At 41.5% G+C, this 16,975-nt stretch carries 7 protein-coding genes; 6 read left to right on the forward strand and 1 reads right to left on the reverse strand.

From position 1 onward, the window contains the following. Positions 1-16 precede the first annotated feature (16 nt). The 6 genes from ACZ0AH_RS18815 (at position 17) to ACZ0AH_RS18840 (ending at position 16,414) form a co-directional block, all read left to right on the forward strand. Positions 17-559 carry a phage tail protein gene (locus ACZ0AH_RS18815; protein ID WP_463477304.1) on the forward strand — a complete coding sequence of 181 codons (543 nt, stop codon included), beginning with the start codon at positions 17-19 and terminating at the stop codon, positions 557-559. Positions 560-576: 17 nt separating this feature from the next. Continuing rightward, complete coding sequence (locus tag ACZ0AH_RS18820; protein WP_463477305.1) at positions 577-1,116, forward strand: phage tail protein; 540 nt, start codon at positions 577-579, stop codon at positions 1,114-1,116. Between the two features lie 65 nt (positions 1,117-1,181). Then, entirely contained in the window at positions 1,182-2,309 is a 1,128-nt protein-coding gene (locus ACZ0AH_RS18825) for an ABC transporter substrate-binding protein (protein WP_463477306.1), read from the forward strand. Then, positions 2,306-3,244, forward strand: a complete 939-nt coding sequence (locus tag ACZ0AH_RS18830; protein WP_463477307.1) for a formyltransferase family protein — start codon at positions 2,306-2,308, stop codon at positions 3,242-3,244. The genes ACZ0AH_RS18825 and ACZ0AH_RS18830 overlap by 4 nt, the downstream gene beginning before the upstream one ends. A 15-nt stretch (positions 3,245-3,259) precedes the next feature. Beyond that, entirely contained in the window at positions 3,260-15,514 is a 12,255-nt protein-coding gene (locus ACZ0AH_RS18835; protein WP_463477308.1) for a T9SS type A sorting domain-containing protein, read from the forward strand. Between the two features lie 51 nt (positions 15,515-15,565). Then, complete coding sequence (locus tag ACZ0AH_RS18840) at positions 15,566-16,414, forward strand: outer membrane beta-barrel protein (RefSeq protein WP_463477309.1); 849 nt, start codon at positions 15,566-15,568, stop codon at positions 16,412-16,414. 105 nt (positions 16,415-16,519) lie between these two features. Here ACZ0AH_RS18840 and ACZ0AH_RS18845 read toward each other — a convergent pair whose 3' ends face one another. Continuing rightward, on the reverse strand, positions 16,520-16,942 hold the full coding sequence (locus tag ACZ0AH_RS18845; protein ID WP_463477310.1) for an MgtC/SapB family protein: 423 nt from the start codon (positions 16,940-16,942) through the stop codon (positions 16,520-16,522). Positions 16,943-16,975 lie beyond the last annotated feature (33 nt).

Here is a 16,975-nt window from a genome sequence, read left to right on the forward strand (position 1 = left end):
CTTTTAAAATATTATCATGGAAGGAACGATAGGAGAAGTACGTTTATTTGCGGGCAATTTTGCACCGCTAAATTGGCAATTTTGCGACGGCCGTTCACTTAGTATAGCAGAATATGAAACTTTATATGTTTTAATAGGTACAACATACGGCGGAGATGGTGTACAGACTTTTAATCTTCCGGATTTGCGAAGCCGTATTCCAATTGGAACAGGCCAGGGACCGGGTTTAGCAAACATAGTACTTGGGCAGGTTGCAGGTTCAGAAACAGTTACAATGAGCACGGGTCAAATGCCGGCACATATTCATCCTGGTAATCCGGCTACTCTTTCTATTCCTGCTTATACAGGAACCGAAGTTTCAGCAACACCAACAGGTGCAGTAATTGCAGGTTTAGCAGGTGCTTATTCAACTGCAGCGCCTGATACCAATTTAAAGACTGACACGGCATCAGTAACACTTGGACCAACAGGTCAGGGTAATCCTTTTAGCATTATACAACCCTATCTGGCTACAAATTATATTATATGTCTGCTAGGTATTTTTCCAAGTAGAAATTAATCTTAAAAATACAAATCATGGAAGGAACAATGTCAGAAATTCGCTTATTTGCACCAAACTTCGCACCAAAAAGCTGGGCTTTGTGTTATGGGCAAACATTAGCTATAAGTACAAATCAAGCACTATTTAGTCTTCTGGGCACAACCTACGGCGGTAATGGTGTACAAACCTTTATGTTGCCGGATTTTCGCGGACGTGCCCCAATGGGTACAGGACAGCCATCAGGTGTTACCCCATATGTTCTGGGACAAATACAAGGAACAAATTCGATAACAGCAACATCTTTAAATTTACCTTCTCACAATCATATTGGTACCGGTTCTTATGGTATGGCGGCACTTTCAGACGGAGGAGATAGCGGAATTCCAACAGGAAATACCCTGGCTTCTTTAGATGGACTTTATTCATCTAAACCTAGTGACAGCAATATAAAATCGGTTCAGGTTCCGGTTACCGTAAATCCAACAGGAAATAATCTGCCTATACCAGTTCAGCAGCCTTATCTGGGGATGAACTATATAATATGTTTATACGGAATATATCCTTCAAGAAACTAAAACAATTTAAACTAAGGGTGCATTAACGTTTATCATCGTTACGCACCCTTAACAAATATAATTTTATGAATATAGGTTTACTTTTGCCACGATCTGTGCTTTATCCTTCTATCTCTTTTGATATAATTGACGGATTAAAAGCGGGTCTGAAAAAATTAGATTTTGATGAAGCACAAGTAGTAACTACCAGTATAGGGGTTGCTGCAAAAAGCGAAGATATTTATGCCAGCTGCGAACAGTTATTGTTTAATGGTACCGATGTAATAGTAGGATATATGAATCCTGTTTCGGCCGAGTTTGTTCAACCTCTTTTTGAAAGTTCCGGCAAAACACTTATTGTACTGGATAGTGGTTATCATTTCCATTCCTTTGAGGGAAAACTACCAAATGTTTATTTTATCTCCCTGCAAGGTAGTTTGTGTTCCCGTTTAATTGTTCGTAAAGCATTGACAGATGGTCAAAATAATTTTGCCTTTACCTGCTCTTTTTATGATGCCGGTTATCGATCTCCTTATGCGTATGCAATTGCAACAGAAGAAAAAGGAGCTTCAATTACCTACAATCATATTACACCTTTACAAAAAGCAGATTTTAGTTTAGAACCGCTCGCTCAATATCTTGAAAATAATAAAGAAGTTGCTTTACTAACTTCTTTTTGTGGAGATATGCTGGAAGATTTTTTTAGAGAAGCAGCAAAATTTGATAGTATTTCATCTCGCAAAACTTACGGAAGCGGTTTTACCGCCGAAGAATTGTGGCTGGCTAAAATACCTTATCCGGGATATGACTGGAATTGCTCAATTCCGTGGTCATTAAAAATACAATCGCCGGAAAATATTGAATTTGTAACAACAATGGAAAACATTAAGGCAGATAAAGCCAATGTTTTTTCTCTATTGGGTTGGGAAGCGGCTTTGTTTATAGCAGCAATGAAAAAACAATCTATAGATGGCTTGATTATAAATTCTCCGCGTGGTGCAGTATTTATGAATCCAAATACAGGCTTTTCAGAAGCATCTGTTTATTATGCTACAGTTACAAAAAATGAAAAAACAGGTAACTGTCATTTAGAAAATATTATAGAAGTCATTGATTTCGAAGAGGAAAGAAAAAATTTACAGCAAAATATAAATGCTATAAAAGATACTCTGACTAATTCCTGGCTTAATGCTTATGCTTGTTTAGAATCATGAATACCAATCGCGACATAGTTGTTTTATGTAACCATCGTATGGCATTTCCTGCTATGCAAACTCTTCATAATATGGGGAGATTGTCTGGTATAGCAATACCTGAACATAATGAAGACATAAAAGACTTTTGCCTGCATTTTGCTTCTCAGGCTGGTATCACTTTGGTTTTACTTGAAAAAGAAAAACTGACAATACAATTAGAAGAATTAACAAAAAATAAGTCTTTAAAACATATTTTCACAATGACATTTCCATGGAAAGTACCTGGCGAAATTATAAAGCAACATCCAAACTTGTTTTATAATTTTCATTACGGACTTTTGCCTGAAATGCGAGGATCTGATCCTGTTTTTGAATCTATCCGACAACAGAAAAAAGAAACCGGTATTACGGTTCATGTTATTGAAAAAGAAATTGACAATGGCGCAATTATATTTAAAAAAACAATACCATTAGATACTGTTGTAACACACGGATTATTGTGTACCAATTTATCTTATTTAGGTTCTAATATTTTACCGGAAGTATTGACTTTACTTCAAACCAATATAAAAGGTATTACACAAGAAGAAACACTTTCAAACTATTATAAAAGACCTGCTGCTTCTGATGTATGCATTAACTGGAAAACCCAGGATGCAAAATCTATACAAGCAATAATAAGAGCCTGCAATCCTTGGAATAAAGGCGCTTATACCCAATGGAACGGATGGAATTTTCGGATTCTTGAAGCTTCTCTAACTAATTATAAATCTGAACAACCTCAAAACCCAGGAACTATCTTGACTATCGATGAAAAAAATGGACTAATTATTCAATGTTATAACGATACACAACTTTGTATAAATATGGTTTATACAGACGAAGCATTTATGAGTGGGCACAAGTTGCTCATTTTTGGCTTAAAAAATGGCGAGCAACTTGCCTCTTTATAATTTAACCACTATATTATGAAACATTTTTACTCACAAATTAAAAACTGTATCAATATCGCCCTTTTTCTGGGGATATTTTTGCAAAGTTATTTATCTAACTCTCAAACCACTTTAGCAGCTGGAGATCTTGTTTTTACAGGATATGATGCAACTGTTACTCCGTCTGCTTCGGCTAGTGATTCTTACTCATTTGTATTACTTACCCCTATTTCTAATGGTACAGTAATCAGTTTTAGTGACAGAGGATATACCGGCAGTGGCTGGATCACTGCAAGTGGTACAGAAGGAACTGTCACCTGGACCTCAAGTGGTGCACTCGCCATGGGTACAGAGATTTTAATCAAAGGACTTACGGCCTCTGCTTACGACCCGGCAACGAGTAGTTTAGTGGCAAATGGTACCGTAACCCGTACAGAAGGAACCTTTTTGTATGGATTATCGCTATCTACTGTAGGGGATCAAATTATTGCCTTTCAAGGCGGTGCTGGTTCCATTTCTGCAGGTGGAGTTACTATATTAACAGGTCTTAGTTATTCCAGATGTGACGCTAATAGTTCAGCATCAACTTGGGATTCAGCCGCTACATGTACGATAGGACCCAGCACATCTGTTAAACCTGTAGGTCTTGGAGCTAATGGATTTTATCTGGGTGCAAATCCTACAGCACAATCGTCAAAATTTACAGGTACAGGACCTTTTGCTAATGCTGCTGCTATTAAAGCTGCAGTTTTAGATGCGACAAAATGGCAAACTTCTACGACAGCACTTACTATGCCCTCAACGGCTCCTTTTGTAGGTGTTCCGCCAACAGTTACAAACCCGCCAAACAGAACATTATGTGTTGGCGGCAGTACTACTTTTCCGGTTACGGCAACTGATGCCAATTCTTATCAATGGGAAGTTAATACAGGCAGTGGATTTACAAATATTACAAATGGTGCGCCTTATTCTAATGCCACTACGGCTACCTTAACTGTATCACCAGTAACAGGGGCTATGTCTGGATACCAGTATCGATGTACGGTCACTGGAGTAGGTTCAGTAAGTTCTACTTCAGGAGGAACATTAACGGTATCAGATATTGCTGTTTCTACTACAACCCAGACAAATGTTTCATGTAAAGGTGGTAACAATGGTTCTGTGACTTTATCTGCTTCTGGCGGAATTGCACCTTATACTTATTCGTCTTCACCTTCTGGTATTTCAAGCGCAACGCCAACGGGATTATCAGCCGGAACTTATACGGTTACTGTTACAGATAATATTTCATGTAGCAAAACACATACAGTTATCATTACTGAGCCTCTTGCGGCTCTTTCTGCAGTTTCCTCTACTACTCCGGTATCTTGTTTTGGAGGGAGTAACGGTACTGCTACAGTAACACCTTCTGGCGGAACTTCGGGTTATACTTATTTATGGTCTAATCCAGGTGCAGCTACAACACAAACTGCAACAGGACTTAGTGCAGGAACGTATAGTGTAACAGTTACAGATTCTAAATCTTGTACTTTTACAATAAATAATATTTCTGTAGGTCAACCTTCAGCTATCGTTGATGGAACGACAAGTACTACACCTGTATCTTGTTTTGGAGGAAGTAATGGTACTGCTACAGTAGTAGCTTCTGGAGGTAATGGCGGCTATACTTATTTATGGTCACCATCTGCACAAACTGGAGCTACAGCTTCAGGACTTACTGCAGGAACCTATAGTGTCCTTATCACAGATTCTAAATCTTGTACCAAAACTATAAACAGTATTATTGTAGGTACAGCTCCTGCTCTTGACGGCACAGCTAGTACTACTCCGGCATCTTGTTTTGGAGGATCTAATGGTACTGCTACAATTAGTGCTACGGGCGGAACTCCGGGTTATACTTATTTATGGACACCATCCGGACAAACTGGAGCTACAGCTTCGGGACTTGCAGCCGGAACTTATAGTGTTACTATAACAGATGCTAATACTTGTACCAAAACCGTAAGCGGTATTGTTGTAGGTCAATCGACAGCCATTGTCTCAAATCTTGTTACGACTCCGGTTTCATGTAATGGCGGAACCAACGGTTCTGCAACGGTTGCTCCTACAGGAGGATCAGGAACTTATACGTATGCTTGGTCAACAAGTGCAACAAGTGCAACAATAAGTAATTTGTCACAAGGAAATTATAGTGTTACTATTACAGATAGTAACGGATGTCCAAAAACAGAAAGCTTCACGATAACAGAACCAGGTGTTCTTCTTGCTAGTGCAGGATCACAAACCAATGTTTCCTGTAATGGAGGAACCAATGGATCTGCAACGGTTAATGCAACAGGCGGAACTTCTGGCTATACCTATTCATGGTCGCCTTCTGGCGGAACAGCTGCAACTGCAACAGGACTTTCAGCGGGAACTTATACCGTAACGGTAACAGATGCCAACAGCTGTACTGCAACTCAGAGTTTCACTATAACAGAACCAGCAATTTTAGTTGCCATTGCAGGATCACAAACCAATGTTTCCTGTAATGGAGGAACCAACGGATCTGCAACAGTAAATGCAACAGGCGGAACTTCTGGTTATACATATTCATGGTCGCCTTCCGGCGGAACTGCTGCAACTGCAACAGGACTTTCAGCGGGAACTTATGTTGTAACGGTAACAGACGCGAATAGCTGTACTGCTACTCAGGCTTTCACCATAACAGAACCATCAATATTAGTTGCCAGTGCAGGATCTCAAAATAATGTTTCCTGTAATGGAGGAACTAACGGATCTGCAACAGTTAATGCAACAGGCGGAACTTCTGGTTATACCTATTCATGGTCACCTTCAGGAGGTACGGGAGCAACAGCTTCAGGACTTGAAGCCGGAACTTATGTTGTAACGGTAACAGACGCGAATAGCTGTACTGCTACTCAGGCTTTCACCATAACAGAACCATCAATATTAGTTGCCAGTGCAGGATCTCAAAATAATGTTTCTTGTAATGGAGGCACTAACGGATCTGCAACGGTTAATCCAACAGGAGGAGCTGGAGGATATACTTATTTATGGTCACCATCTGCACAAACTGGGGCAACAGCTTCAGGGCTTGAAGCCGGAACTTATGTTGTAACAGTAACAGATGCGAATAGCTGTACTGCAACTCAGGCTTTCATTATAACAGAACCATCAGTATTAGTTGCTAGTGCAGGATCACAAACCAATGTTTCCTGTAATGGAGGCACTAACGGATCTGCAACGGTAAACGCAACAGGCGGAACTGCAGGTTATACCTATTCATGGTCACCTTCAGGAGGTACGGGAGCTACAGCTTCAGGACTTGCAGCAGGAACTTATACCGTAACGGTAACAGATGCCAATAGCTGTACTGCAACTCAAAGCTTCACGATAACAGAACCAAGTGTTCTTGTTGCCAGTGCAGGATCTCAAAGTAATGTTTCCTGTAATGGAGGAACTAACGGATCTGCAACAGTAAACGCAACTGGAGGAACTTCTGGTTATACCTATTCATGGTCGCCTTCCGGCGGAACTGCTGCAACTGCTTCAGGACTTTCAGCGGGAACTTATACCGTAACAGTAACAGATGCCAACAGCTGTACTGCAACTCAAAGTTTCACGATAACAGAACCAAATGTTCTTCTTGCCAGTGCAGGATCTCAAAGTAATGTTTCCTGTAATGGAGGAACTAACGGATCTGCAACAGTAAACGCAACTGGAGGAACTTCTGGTTATACCTATTCATGGTCGCCTTCCGGCGGAACTGCTGCAACTGCTTCAGGACTTTCAGCGGGAACTTATACCGTAACAGTAACAGATGCCAACAGCTGTACTGCAACTCAAAGTTTCACGATAACAGAACCAAATGTTCTTCTTGCCAGTGCAGGATCTCAAAGTAATGTTTCCTGTAATGGAGGAACTAACGGATCTGCATCGGTTAATGCAACAGGCGGAACTTCTGGCTATACCTATTCATGGTCGCCTTCTGGCGGAACAGCTGCAACTGCAACAGGACTTTCAGCGGGAACTTATACCGTAACAGTAACAGATGCCAACAGCTGTACTGCAACTCAAAGCTTCACAATAACAGAACCAGGTGTTCTTGTTGCCAGTGCAGGATCACAAACTAATGTTTCCTGTAATGGAGGAACTAACGGATCTGCAACAGTAAATGCAACAGGCGGAACTTCTGGTTATACCTATTCATGGTCGCCTTTAGGAGGTACGGGAGCAACGGCTTCAGGACTTTCAGCAGGAACTTATACGGTAACGGTAACAGATGCTAATAGCTGTACTGCAACCCAGAGTTTCACGATAACAGAACCAGCAATTTTAATTGCCAGTGCAGGATCACAAACCAATGTTTCCTGTAATGGAGGAACCAATGGATCTGCAACGGTAAACGCAACAGGCGGAACTTCTGGCTATACCTATTCATGGTCACCTTCCGGCGGAACAGGAGCTACAGCTTCAGGACTTTCAGCAGGAACTTATACCGTAACGGTAACAGATGCCAATAGCTGTACGACAACGCAGAGTTTCACTATAACACAACCAGCAATTTTAGTTGCCAGTGCAGGATCACAAACCAATGTTTCCTGTAATGGAGGAACCAATGGATCTGCAACGGTAAATGCAACAGGGGGAACTGCTGGATATACCTATTCATGGTCGCCTTCTGGCGGAACAGGGGCTACGGCTTCAGGACTTTCAGCGGGAACCTATACCGTAACGGTAACCGATGCCAATAGCTGTACAACAACTCAAAGTTTCACGATAACAGAACCAAGTGTTCTTGTTGCCAGTGCAGGATCTCAAAGTAATGTTTCCTGTAATGGAGGCACTAACGGATCTGCAACGGTAAACGCAACAGGCGGAACTTCTGGTTATACCTATTCATGGTCGCCTTCCGGCGGAACTGCTGCAACTGCTTCAGGACTTTCAGCGGGAACTTATACCGTAACGGTAACAGACGCTAATAGCTGTACTGCAACCCAGAGTTTCACGATAACAGAACCAAGTGTTCTTGTTGCCAGCGCAGGATCACAAAGCAATGTTTCCTGTAATGGAGGAACTAACGGATCTGCAACGGTAAACGCAACAGGCGGAACTGCAGGATATACCTATTCATGGTCACCTTCTGGCGGAACTGCTGCAACTGCTTCAGGACTTTCAGCAGGAACTTATACCGTAACGGTAACAGATGCCAACAGCTGTACTGCAACTCAAAGTTTCACGATAACAGAACCAAGTGTTCTTCTTGCCAGTGCAGGATCTCAAAGCAATGTTTCCTGTAATGGAGGCACTAACGGATCTGCAACAGTAAATGTAACTGGAGGAACTGCAGGATATACGTATTCATGGTTACCAACAGGTGGAACTTCTGCAACTGCTTCAGGACTTTCAGCAGGAACTTATACCGTAACGGTAACAGATGCCAACAGCTGTACAACAACTCAAAGTTTCACGATAACAGAACCAAGTGTTCTTCTTGCCAGTGCAGGATCTCAAAGCAATGTTTCCTGTAATGGAGGCACTAATGGATCTGCAACAGTAAATGTAACTGGAGGAACTGCAGGATATACGTATTCATGGTTACCAACAGGTGGAACTTCTGCAACTGCTTCAGGACTTTCAGCGGGAACCTATACCGTAACGGTAACAGATGCCAACAGCTGTACAACAACTCAAAGTTTCACGATAACAGAACCAAATGTTCTTCTTGCCAGTGCAGGATCTCAAAGTAATGTTTCCTGTAATGGAGGCACTAACGGATCTGCAACGGTAAATGCAACTGGCGGAGCTGGAGGATATACTTATTCATGGTCGCCTTCTGGCGGAACAGGGGCTACAGCTTCAGGACTTTCAGCGGGAACCTATACCGTAACGGTAACCGATGCCAATAGCTGTACAACAACTCAAAGTTTCACGATAACAGAACCAAGTGTTCTTGTTGCCAGTGCAGGATCTCAAAGTAATGTTTCCTGTAATGGAGGCACTAACGGATCTGCAACGGTAAACGCAACAGGCGGAACTGCAGGATATACGTATTCATGGTTACCAACAGGTGGAACTTCTGCAACTGCTTCAGGACTTTCAGCAGGAACTTATACCGTAACGGTAACAGATGCCAATAGCTGTACAACAACTCAAAGCTTCACGATAACAGAACCAGCAATTTTAGTTGCCAGTGCAGGATCTCAAAGTAATGTTTCCTGTAATGGAGGGACTAACGGATCTGCAACAGTAAACGCAACAGGCGGAACTGCAGGATATACGTATTCATGGTCACCTTCTGGCGGAACAGGGGCTACAGCTTCAGGACTTTCAGCGGGAACCTATACCGTAACGGTAACCGATGCCAATAGCTGTACAACAACTCAAAGTTTCACGATAACAGAACCAAGTGTTCTTGTTGCCAGTGCAGGATCTCAAAGTAATGTTTCCTGTAATGGAGGCACTAACGGATCTGCAACGGTAAATGTAACTGGAGGAACTGCAGGTTATACGTATTCATGGTCGCCTTCTGGTGGAACTTCTGCAACTGCTTCAGGACTTTCAGCGGGAACTTATACCGTAACGGTAACAGATGCCAATAGCTGTACGACAACGCAGAGTTTCACGATAACAGAACCAGGTGTTCTTGTTGCCAGTGCAGGATCACAAACCAATGTTTCCTGTAATGGAGGAACCAACGGATCTGCAACAGTAAATGCAACAGGCGGAACTGCAGGATATACGTATTCATGGTTACCAACAGGTGGAACTTCTGCAACTGCTTCAGGACTTTCAGCAGGAACCTATACCGTAACGGTAACCGATGCCAATAGCTGTACTGAAACTCAAAGTTTCACGATAACAGAACCAGGTGTTCTTGTTGCCAGTGCAGGATCACAAACCAATGTTTCCTGTAATGGAGGAACTAACGGATCTGCAACTGTTAATGCAACAGGCGGAACTGCAGGTTATACCTATTCATGGTCGCCTTCCGGCGGAACTGCTGCAACTGCTTCAGGACTTTCAGCAGGAACTTATACCGTAACGGTAACAGATGCCAATAGCTGTACAACAACTCAAAGTTTCACGATTACAGAACCAGCAATCTTAGTTGCCAGTGCAGGATCTCAAAGTAATGTTTCCTGTAATGGAGGAACTAACGGATCTGCAACGGTAAATGCAACTGGCGGAACTGCAGGTTATACCTATTCATGGTCGCCTTCCGGCGGAACAGGAGCTACGGCTTCAGGACTTGCAGCAGGAACTTATACCGCAACGGTAACAGATGCTAATAGCTGTACAACAACGCAGAGTTTCACGATAACAGAACCAGCAATTTTAGTTGCCAGTGCAGGATCTCAAAGTAATGTTTCCTGTAATGGAGGAACTAACGGATCTGCAACGGTAAATGCAACTGGCGGAACTGCAGGTTATACCTATTCATGGTCGCCTTCTGGCGGAACAGGAGCTACGGCTTCAGGACTTTCAGCGGGAACCTATACCGTAACGGTAACCGATGCCAATAGCTGTACAACAACTCAAAGTTTTACGATAACAGAACCAGGTGTTCTTGTTGCCAGTGCAGGATCACAAAGTAATGTTTCCTGTAATGGAGGCACTAACGGATCTGCAACAGTAAATGCAGCAGGCGGAACTTCTGGTTATACCTATTCATGGTCGCCTTCCGGCGGAACTGCTGCAACTGCTTCAGGACTTTCAGCAGGAACTTATACCGTAACGGTAACAGATGCCAACAGCTGTACGACAACTCAAAGTTTCACGATAACAGAACCAAGTGTTCTTCTTGCCAGTGCAGGATCTCAAAGCAATGTTTCCTGTAATGGAGGCACTAATGGATCTGCAACAGTAAATGTAACTGGAGGAACTGCAGGATATACGTATTCATGGTTACCAACAGGTGGAACTTCTGCAACTGCTTCAGGACTTTCAGCGGGAACCTATACCGTAACGGTAACAGATGCCAACAGCTGTACAACAACTCAAAGCTTCACGATAACAGAACCAAATGTTCTTCTTGCCAGTGCAGGATCTCAAAGTAATGTTTCCTGTAATGGAGGCACTAACGGATCTGCAACGGTAAATGCAACTGGCGGAGCTGGAGGATATACCTATTCATGGTCGCCTTCTGGCGGAACAGGGGCTACGGCTTCAGGACTTTCAGCGGGAACTTATACCGTAACGGTAACAGATGCCAATAGCTGTACAACAACTCAAAGTTTCACGATAACAGAACCAAATGTTCTTGTTGCCAGCGCAGGATCACAAACCAATGTTTCTTGTAATGGAGGAACTAACGGATCAGCAACGGTAAACGCAACAGGCGGAACTTCTGGATATACCTATTCATGGTCGCCTTCTGGCGGAACAGGAGCTACAGCTTCAGGACTTTCAGCGGGAACCTATACCGTAACGGTAACCGATGCCAATAGCTGTACAACAACTCAAAGTTTTACGATAACAGAACCAAGTGTTCTTGTTGCCAGTGCAGGATCACAAAGTAATGTTTCCTGTAATGGAGGAACCAATGGATCTGCAACGGTAAATGCAACTGGCGGAGCTGGAGGATATACTTATTCATGGTCGCCTTCTGGCGGAACAGGGGCTACGGCTTCAGGACTTTCAGCGGGAACTTATACCGTAACGGTAACAGATGCCAATAGCTGTACAACAACTCAAAGTTTCACGATAACAGAACCAAATGTTCTTGTTGCCAGTGCAGGATCACAAACCAATGTTTCCTGTAATGGAGGAACCAATGGATCTGCAACAGTAAACGCAACTGGCGGAACTTCTGGTTATACTTATTCATGGTCGCCTTCTGGCGGAACAGGGGCTACGGCTTCAGGACTTTCAGCAGGAACTTATACCGTAACGGTAACAGATGCCAATAGCTGTACAACAACTCAAAGTTTCACGATAACAGAACCAAATGTTCTTCTTGCCAGTGCAGGATCTCAAAGTAATGTTTCCTGTAATGGAGGAACCAATGGATCTGCAACGGTAAACGCAACAGGCGGAACTTCTGGTTATACCTATTCATGGTCGCCTTCTGGCGGAACAGGGGCTACGGCTTCAGGACTTTCAGCAGGAACTTATACCGTAACGGTAACAGATGCCAACAGCTGTACTGCAACCCAGAGTTTCACGATAACAGAACCTAGCGCAATTATTGCAACAATTGCTGCAACTAACGTTAGCTGTAACGGAGGATCTAACGGATCTGCAACTGTAACTACAACTGGCGGAACTGGTGCATATACATACGCATGGGCACCTACAGGTGGAACTGCTACAACAGCAACAGGACTTAGTGCAGGAACTTATACCGTAACAATTACAGATGTAAATACTTGTACTACAACTCAAAGCGTTACCATAACTGAACCAGCTATTTTAGCAGCTACTCCTTCTCAAACTAATGTTTTATGTAATGGTGGAGCTACAGGAACAGCAACTGTAACCGCAACTGGCGGAACAGCACCTTATACTTATGTATGGTCACCGGCTGGCGGAACTTCTGCAACTGCAACAGGACTTACGGCGGGAATTTATTCTAGCTTAATTACTGATGCTAACGGATGTGCGTTTACACAATCATTCACTATTACTGAACCTGCAATACTAAGCGCATCAATTACCAAAGTAGATGCAAGTTGTCTGATAGGTGGAGAATCAACAGTGAGTGTTAGTGGTGGTACACCTTCTTATACTTATTTATGGTCACCTTCTGGTGCTACAACAGCAACCGCAACGGGATTAGCTGTCGGAAATCATTCTGTTTTGATTACAGATGCTAACGGATGTACAATTACCCAAACCGTTACTATTAATTTAATCAATACACTTGTTGCCACTACATCTCAGACTGATGTTTTATGTAATGGAGGAAATACAGGTTCGGCTACAGTGATACCTGCCGGAGCTCCTGGTCCTTTCACATATGCATGGGCACCTTCAGGAGGAACTGCTGCTACAGCAACCGGACTTAGTGCAGGAAATTATAGTGTAACAATAACTTCTGCTAATGGCTGTTCTATTGTAAAAAACTTTACAATTACAGAACCTGCTCCACTAGCCGTTACACCATCACAAATTAATCTGTTATGCAACGGAGGAACCAACGGATCTGCAACTGCAGCTGTAACAGGAGGAACTGGAGCATATACTTACGCATGGTCTCCTTCTGGCGGAACTGCTGCAACAGCAACTGGACTTAGTGCAGGAACTTATACCGTAACTGTTACTGATGCTAACTTGTGTCAGATTACACAATCATTTACAATTACAGAACCTAACGCACTTACTGCAACAACTATAGTAACAAACGTTAGCTGTAATGGTGAAACAAACGGATCTGCAACTGTAACTCCAACTGGCGGAACTGGTGCATATACATACGCATGGGCGCCTACAGGTGGAACTGCCGCAACTGCTTCAGGATTATCTGCAGGAACTTATACTGTAATAATTACGGATGCAAATAGTTGTACTACAACTCAAAGCGTTATTATAACTGAACCGTTAATTCTAAATGCAACAAGTACTCAGACTGATGTAACTTGTATTGGAGGAAATGATGGATCAGCAACTGTAACTCCAACTGGCGGAACTGCTGCATATACGTATGCATGGTCTCCTTCTGGCGGAACTGGTGCAACTGCAACAGGACTTAGTGCAGGAAATTATACGGTTACAATTACGGATGCAAATGGATGTATCCTGACAAAATCGATAAACATCCTAACAACTCCAGATGTAACGGCACCAGTACCTAATGTAGCAAATCTTCCAGCTATTACAAGCAACTGTTCAATAGTATCGGCTCAGATAGCGATTCCAACAGCGACAGATAATTGTGCAGGAATTATAAATGCTACAACAACAGATCCTTTAAATTATACAGCTGTTGGTACGTATGTAATTGCATGGAGTTATGATGATGGGCATGGGAATATTTCAACTCAAAATCAAACACTTAATGTAACAGCTTCTCCTTTAGATCAGGTAACTTTCAGCGATGCCGAATTTACTTATAATGGAGCTTTACATACTTTAGAGGTTGCCAATCTTCCTGCAGGAGCAACGGTAGCTTATACTACAACTCCAACAACAGGAACAGCAAACGGAGCAACAAATGCAGGGGTTTATACTATCACTGCAACAGTTTCACCATCTGCAAGTACGCCTAATTGTTCACCAGTTACGCTTACTGCGCAACTTACTGTTCAAAAAGCGGTGCAACAGATTACTTTTGGAGCTTTACCAATAAAAATCCTTGGAGTAAACAACAACTTCAATTTAGCTGCAATTTCTAATTCAGGATTGGCAATACGCTACACATTTACATCTACTACTGCCCTGCCTGCTGCAAATGTTGCAACTAATGGTTTAGTAAACTTGTTAAGACCTGGTCAGATATTAATTACTGCACATCAGGATGGTGATACTAATTATTTACCAGCAGCAGATGTTTCGCAACTTCTTGTTATCAAGAATAATGATGTAACAGTTACCAGTATAACTATTGGTAATCAGGTATATCAAAATCCAAATCAGAATATAAAATACGTAATGGCTTGTGATGAAAACAACAATCCGAGTATTTCTATTTTGAATCAGACAAATGCCACTATTACTCCATCCGCTAATTTTAGTATTAATACTCCTGTACCGGGAATTTATACACAAAATGTGACTATTACTTCAGAAGATGGAAGTACGACGGCAAACTATACGATTACTGTAGAAAAACCATTTTCATTCTTTGATATTGTACGTCAAAAATTCAACAACGTACTTCTTGTAAACAACAATCCTCAAACCAATGGCGGTTATGAATTTGTGTCTTACGAATGGTTTAAAAATGGGCAGTCAATTGGAACAGGTCAATATTATACTGCAGGAAATGCTATAGGAAATACATTAGATCCTACAGCTGATTACAGTGTAAAAATGACTACGAAGGATGGAAAAGTACTGCAAACCTGCAACAGCAAAATTTCACTATCGAAATCAGCAGATGCTAAACTTTATCCAAATCCAATTCAAACAGGAAAAACAATTACTGTTGAAGCAGATTTCCCTTCAGAAGAATTAGAGAACATGCAAATAAGTCTTTATTCTGTTTCTGGTCAATTGATAAAAACCGTGAAATCTTCTACAGTACAAACTGAAATTCAGTTGCCACAGGAAGAAACTAGTATGTATATTGTAGTTATTAAAACTGCAAACATCAAGAAAACAATCAAAGTAATTGTAAGTAAATAAAATCTGCCAGTACTATTTTCTTAATAGTACTGGCATAAAAAACAATTAAAGATGAAAAAATATATAAACTATATCGCTCCATTAGCAATGATTACTGCACTTTTAGGAACTTGCCTAACGAGTTATGCTCAGGATAAAAAGCAGGAATTAGCTGTTTGTGTAGCAGGTCCGTTTTCATTTCCGGTGTATAATACAAGCGGGGAAAGAATATCCGGAAACGGAATTAGTGCCGGGCTTCGTTATTCGTATTATCTAAATGAAGGCATAAGTATTGGTGTTGGTGCAGAATATCAAACGTATGGCTCTGATGTAAAATTTCCGTTTCTTTCCGGTCAATATAATACTATTGATGCAGAAGATGAATCATTTCAATTCAGATATAAAACAACTCAATTGAGAGAGACACAGAAATTAGGATATGTAAATGTTCCTATTACCATTCAATATGAGAATCCGGGACCAACAAAATTGTATCTGGCTGCCGGAGTTAAAATAGGATTCGCAGTAAACGGAACCTATGAAACAAAAATGGAAAACCTGACCACAAGTGGGTATTATCCGCAATACAATGTTGAATTATTTAGTCCTGCATTTGCCGGATTTGCAAGTACGAATGATATCAGAACAAGCAAACAAGATCTTGATACAGAGACCTCTTATTCTGCAACTTTTGAAACTGGCTTAAAACAAAAAGTGGGAGACAGAAGCTGGATTTATATCGGACTTTATCTTGATTATGGATTAAATGACATAGTAGGCAAGAACAACAATAAAAATCTGATTGAATATCATCCGGAATTACCTGTACAGTTACAATACAACAGTACGCTTAATACGTCTTTCACAAATGATGTCAGATTGGTTTCTTACGGACTTAAACTAAGATTTGCCCTGAGATAACTTTTTCAAAAGCAAAAATGTAAAAGCCGATTTTCTTTAAGAAATCGGCTTTTTTTATGTTTAAATAATCTTGTGTGTTTCACATAAATAATTAATATTGAAATGCTATTTTCTGTTTCTTAACCAATTTTCTACAGGTTCAAGAACCGTGTTTACAATAACTACCAAAAACGTACAAATTAAAGCCTCAGCAAAATAACCCGAAGCTGCAATACATCCAATAGCAGCGCTACACCATATTGTAGCTGCTGAATTTAATCCGTGTACATTGGGACCTTCTCTAAAAATAACTCCGGCCCCCAAAAATCCAACTCCCATAACAACTTGGGCCGTAATACGGGTAACATCAATATTTGGCGCAGTTCCGGCAACTTTTATAGACAACAAAACAAAAGCCGCTGCACCTGTTGCAACCAGCATATTTGTTTTTAAGCCAGTTTCTTTATGGTGCCATTGCCGCTCAAAACCAATAATTAATCCAGCCAATAAAGCAATTACAAGTCTGGTAAAAAATTCTGTAGTACTCAATATGATGTGATTTAATAAGATTAAAAAGCTTGG

The sequence above is a fragment of the Flavobacterium sp. AC105 genome, assembly GCF_979258495.1.